General features: G+C 71.8%; 4 protein-coding genes. 2 read left to right on the top strand and 2 right to left on the bottom strand.

Annotated elements, in window-relative coordinates:
- A partial coding sequence (locus tag GH736_RS25790) for an RsfS/YbeB/iojap family protein (RefSeq protein WP_407922374.1) occupies positions 1–487 on the bottom strand: 487 nt, incomplete at its 3' end.
- Between GH736_RS25790 and GH736_RS18925 the strand changes: the two genes are divergently transcribed.
- The gene (locus tag GH736_RS18925; RefSeq protein ID WP_407922375.1) at positions 381–962 is read left to right on the top strand and encodes a carbohydrate ABC transporter permease; all 582 of its coding nucleotides are present in this window, start codon (positions 381–383) and stop codon (positions 960–962) included. The genes GH736_RS25790 and GH736_RS18925 overlap by 107 nt on opposite strands.
- 26 nt (positions 963–988) lie before the next feature.
- Here GH736_RS18925 and GH736_RS18930 read toward each other — a convergent pair whose 3' ends face one another.
- Positions 989–1,852 carry an AraC family transcriptional regulator gene (locus tag GH736_RS18930; RefSeq protein ID WP_159606114.1) on the bottom strand — a complete coding sequence of 288 codons (864 nt, stop codon included), beginning with the start codon at positions 1,850–1,852 and terminating at the stop codon, positions 989–991.
- Between the two features lie 89 nt (positions 1,853–1,941).
- Between GH736_RS18930 and GH736_RS18935 the strand changes: the two genes are divergently transcribed.
- Positions 1,942–3,793, top strand: a 1,852-nt coding sequence (locus GH736_RS18935; RefSeq protein WP_235934471.1) for a DUF5107 domain-containing protein, incomplete at its 3' end; no start/stop codon positions are given.

Raw genomic sequence — 3,793 nt, forward strand, 5'->3', positions numbered from 1 at the left:
TCGACTTCAGGCGCTCCTCACGGTGGAAGACGTGGACGACGAGGCCGCCGAAGTCGAGCAGGATCCATCGCCCCGCGGCATCCGGCGCAGCAGCGCCCACCCGACGACCACCCGCCGCCCGCACGGGCGCGGCCGGCACCGTGCTGGTGAACGCCGCACTCGTCGTGGCGTCGGCGTACTTCCTGCTGCCGATCGCCTGGGTGCTGATCGCGGCGACGAAGTCGCCGGGCGACCTCTCCTCGACCTTCGGGCTCTGGTTCTCGGACAGCCCGCAGGCGTGGCAGAACCTCGTCGCCCTGTTCACCCAGGACGACGGCGCCTTCTCGGCCTGGATCCTGAACAGCGTCCTGTACTCGGGCGTCGGCGCCCTCGTGGCGACGGTGATCTCGACGGCGGCCGGATACGCGTTCGCGAAGTACGACTTCCCTGCGAAGGAGGCGGTCTTCTGGACGATCCTCGGCGGCGTGCTCGTTCCGGCGACGGTCATCGCGCTGCCGCTGTACTTCCTGCTGAACTCCGTCGGCCTCACCGGAAGCTACTGGAGCGTGCTCCTGCCCTGCATGGTGAGCCCGTTCGGCGTCTTCCTGGCGCGGATCCACGCGAACGCCTCGGTGCCCGACGAGGTCATCGAGGCCGCCCGCATCGACGGCGCCGGGGACCTGCGCATCTTCGGGTCGATCGCCACCCGCATGATGACCCCGGCGATCGTGACGATCTTCCTCTTCCAGTTCGTGACGATCTGGAACAACTACCTGCTCCCGCTGGTGATGCTGAGCGACCCCAAGCGGTTCCCGATCACCCTCGGCCTGACCCTCTGGAACTCGCAGACCCAGCGCGATCCGTCGTTCACCACCCTCGTCGTGACCGGCTCGGCCGTGTCCGTCGTGCTCCTCGTCGTGCTCATGGTCTCGCTGCAGCGCTTCTGGAAGGCCGACCTCACGGCGGGCGCGACCAAGGGCTGAGCGGATGCCGCGGCGCGGCGCGCGGGTCAGCCCTTGCGGTGCCCGCGGTAGTCGGTCGGGCTCATCCCGTGCACGCGGCTGAACTGCCGTGAGAAGTAGAACGGGTCCGCGTACCCGACCTCGCGCCCCACTTCGGCGACGTGCAGGTCGGTGGTGTCGAGCAGGCCGCGGGCCCGCGCCATCTTGAGGCCCGTGTGGTACGCCAGCACCCCGCCGCCGGTGGCGTCGCGGAAGAGCGCGCCGAGGTGCGACGTGGAGACCCCGACGAGCCTCGCAAGGTCGGACACCCGGATGCCGCCGTCGATGCGCTCCTCGAGGTACCGCATCGCCCGCTCGAGCGGTTCGCCCTGCTCGGGCAGCTTCCGGTCGACCGCGAGCTGCGTCATCAGCCGCCAGGCGATGCCCGAGACGGAGAGGAGCCGAGCCGGCGACTGGTCGCGCTCGAGGCCCGAGACGACCTCGTCGAGGAGCACCGTGACGCGGTCCACGGCGCGCAGTGACACGAGGGGCCGTGCGGCGTCCGCGCCGATCGCCGTCCACAGGTCGGCGAGGTCGCTGCCGCGCACATGACACCACCAGATCGTCCATGGGTCGTCGACATCGGCCCCGTACGAGTGCGGCGAGCGAGGCGGGATCAGGGCAGCGGTCGACGGGGTCACGCGAACCCGGGTGCCGTCGACGTCCACCCATCCGCCGCCGGCCACGCAGACGATGACGATGGCCTCGTCGGCGCCCGCGGGACGGACTCGGAGATGCCCGTCCGCGCGCGGGAACCATCCGGCATCCGTCACCACGAGCCGGCGCGTCACCGGTCGCGCGAGCGCCTCGGCCACGGCGGGGCGCGGGACGACGCACAGCCGCTGGTGCTCGAACCCGTCGCGCCGCTCCATTCGTCAATGATCCCATGGTGTCGAATCGTCCATGGCCGGCCCGCGATCGGCCATGTCGCCACGGCGACGTCCTGCGTAGCGTGGACCACGTGAACGACGAGAACCCCCGGATCGTGCTGCCCGATGCTCCCGACGAGGAGCGGGAGGCCATCGCGGCGGGCGGCGTCGCCTGCTGGGAGGCGCCGCTCACGATCGAGACGTACGAGGCCGCCGAGCCCGACCGCTACCCGCTCTTCCTCGACCGCCGGGTCTACCAGGGCTCGAGCGGCCGGGTGTACCCGATCCCGTTCACCGACCGGATCCTGCCCGAGCGCGCACCGCGCAGTTGGCGGGCGATCCACCTCGAGAACCGCTGGGTGCGCCTGGTGCTCCTGCCCGAGCTGGGCGGACGGATCCACATCGGCTACGACAAGACCCGCGACTACGACTTCTTCTACCGGAACAACGTCATCAAGCCGGCGCTCGTCGGCCTCGCCGGACCCTGGATCTCGGGCGGCGTGGAGTTCAACTGGCCGCAGCACCACCGGCCGGCGACCTCCCTCCCGGTGGAGACGCACGTGGAGCGCCACGACGACGGCTCCGTGACAGTGTGGCACTCCGACCTCGACCAGCTGCAGCGGATGCGCGGCAGCCACGGCATCCGCCTGCGCGGCGACTCGTCGCTCATCGAGCTCGAGGCGCGGCTCGTGAACCGCACCGACGTGCCGCAGTCCTTCCTCTGGTGGGCGAACGTCGCCGCCCGCTCGCACGAGCGCTATCAGTCGTTCTTCCCCACCGACGTGCGCTACGTCGCCGATCACGCGCGCCGTGCGATCACCGCCTTCCCCAGCGCCGACCGCCCCTACTACGGCGTCGACTACCCGGCCCTCGCCGCCGAACGGCCCGGCGCCGACCGCCTCGACGTGTACTCGAACATCCCAGTGCCGACGTCGTACATGGTCACCGACACGGCCGACGACTTCTTCGGCGGCTACGACCACGACGCCGGAGCCGGGTTCGTGCACTGGGCCGATCGGGCGATCGCCCCGGGCAAGAAGCAGTGGACGTGGGGCGACGGCGAGGTCGGTCGTGCCTGGGACCGCCACCTCACCGACGGCGACGGCCCGTACGTCGAGCTCATGGCGGGCGTCTTCACCGACAACCAGCCCGACTTCAGCTGGCTGCAGCCGGGCGAGACGCGGCGATTCCGCCAGTACTGGTATCCGATCCAGGACATCGGCCCGGCGGTGCAGGCGACGCTCGACGCGGCGATCGGGCTCGACGTCGACGGATGCCGCGTGCGGCTGGGCGTCGCCGCCACCGGCGTCCACTCCTCGGCCGAGGTCGTGCTGCGACGGGCCGAGGCCGTGGTCGCCGAGTGGACCGTGCCGATCGAGCCGGGACGGCCCTTCGTCGGGGAGGTGGAGCTCGAGGCATCCGCGACCCGCGACGACCTCGTCGTGGTCGTCACCGACGGCGGGCGCGAGCTCGTGCGATGGCGGGCGCACGCGGTCCCCGCCGGTGAGCCGTGGGTGGCCACCGAGCCGCCGGCCCCGGCCGAGATCGTCGGCACCGACGAGCTCGTGCTCACCGGCACGCACCTCGTGCAGTACCGTCACCCCACGAGGCCCGCCGAGCCGTACTTCGCGGAGGCGGTGCGGCGGGATCCGGGTGATTCGCGCGCCCGTCTCGCCTTGGCCCGGCTCGCCCACGACCGCGGCGAGCTCGAGGAGGCCCTCGACCACCTCGACCGCGCCATGGAACGCCTGTCGCGCCGCAACCTCAACCCCGAGCGCGGCGACGCGCACCTGCTGCGTGGACTCGTGCTCGAGCGGCTCGGCCGGTTCGACGAGGCGGCCGACGCGTTCGGCAAGGCCTCATGGGACGGCGCCCTCGCCCTTCCCTCCTCGCTCGGGCGCGCGCGTCTCGCGCAGCGGTCGGGCGACGCCGAGCGGGCCCTCG

This window comes from Agromyces humi, assembly GCF_009720255.1.
Taxonomy (GTDB): Bacteria; Actinomycetota; Actinomycetes; order Actinomycetales; family Microbacteriaceae; genus Agromyces; species Agromyces humi.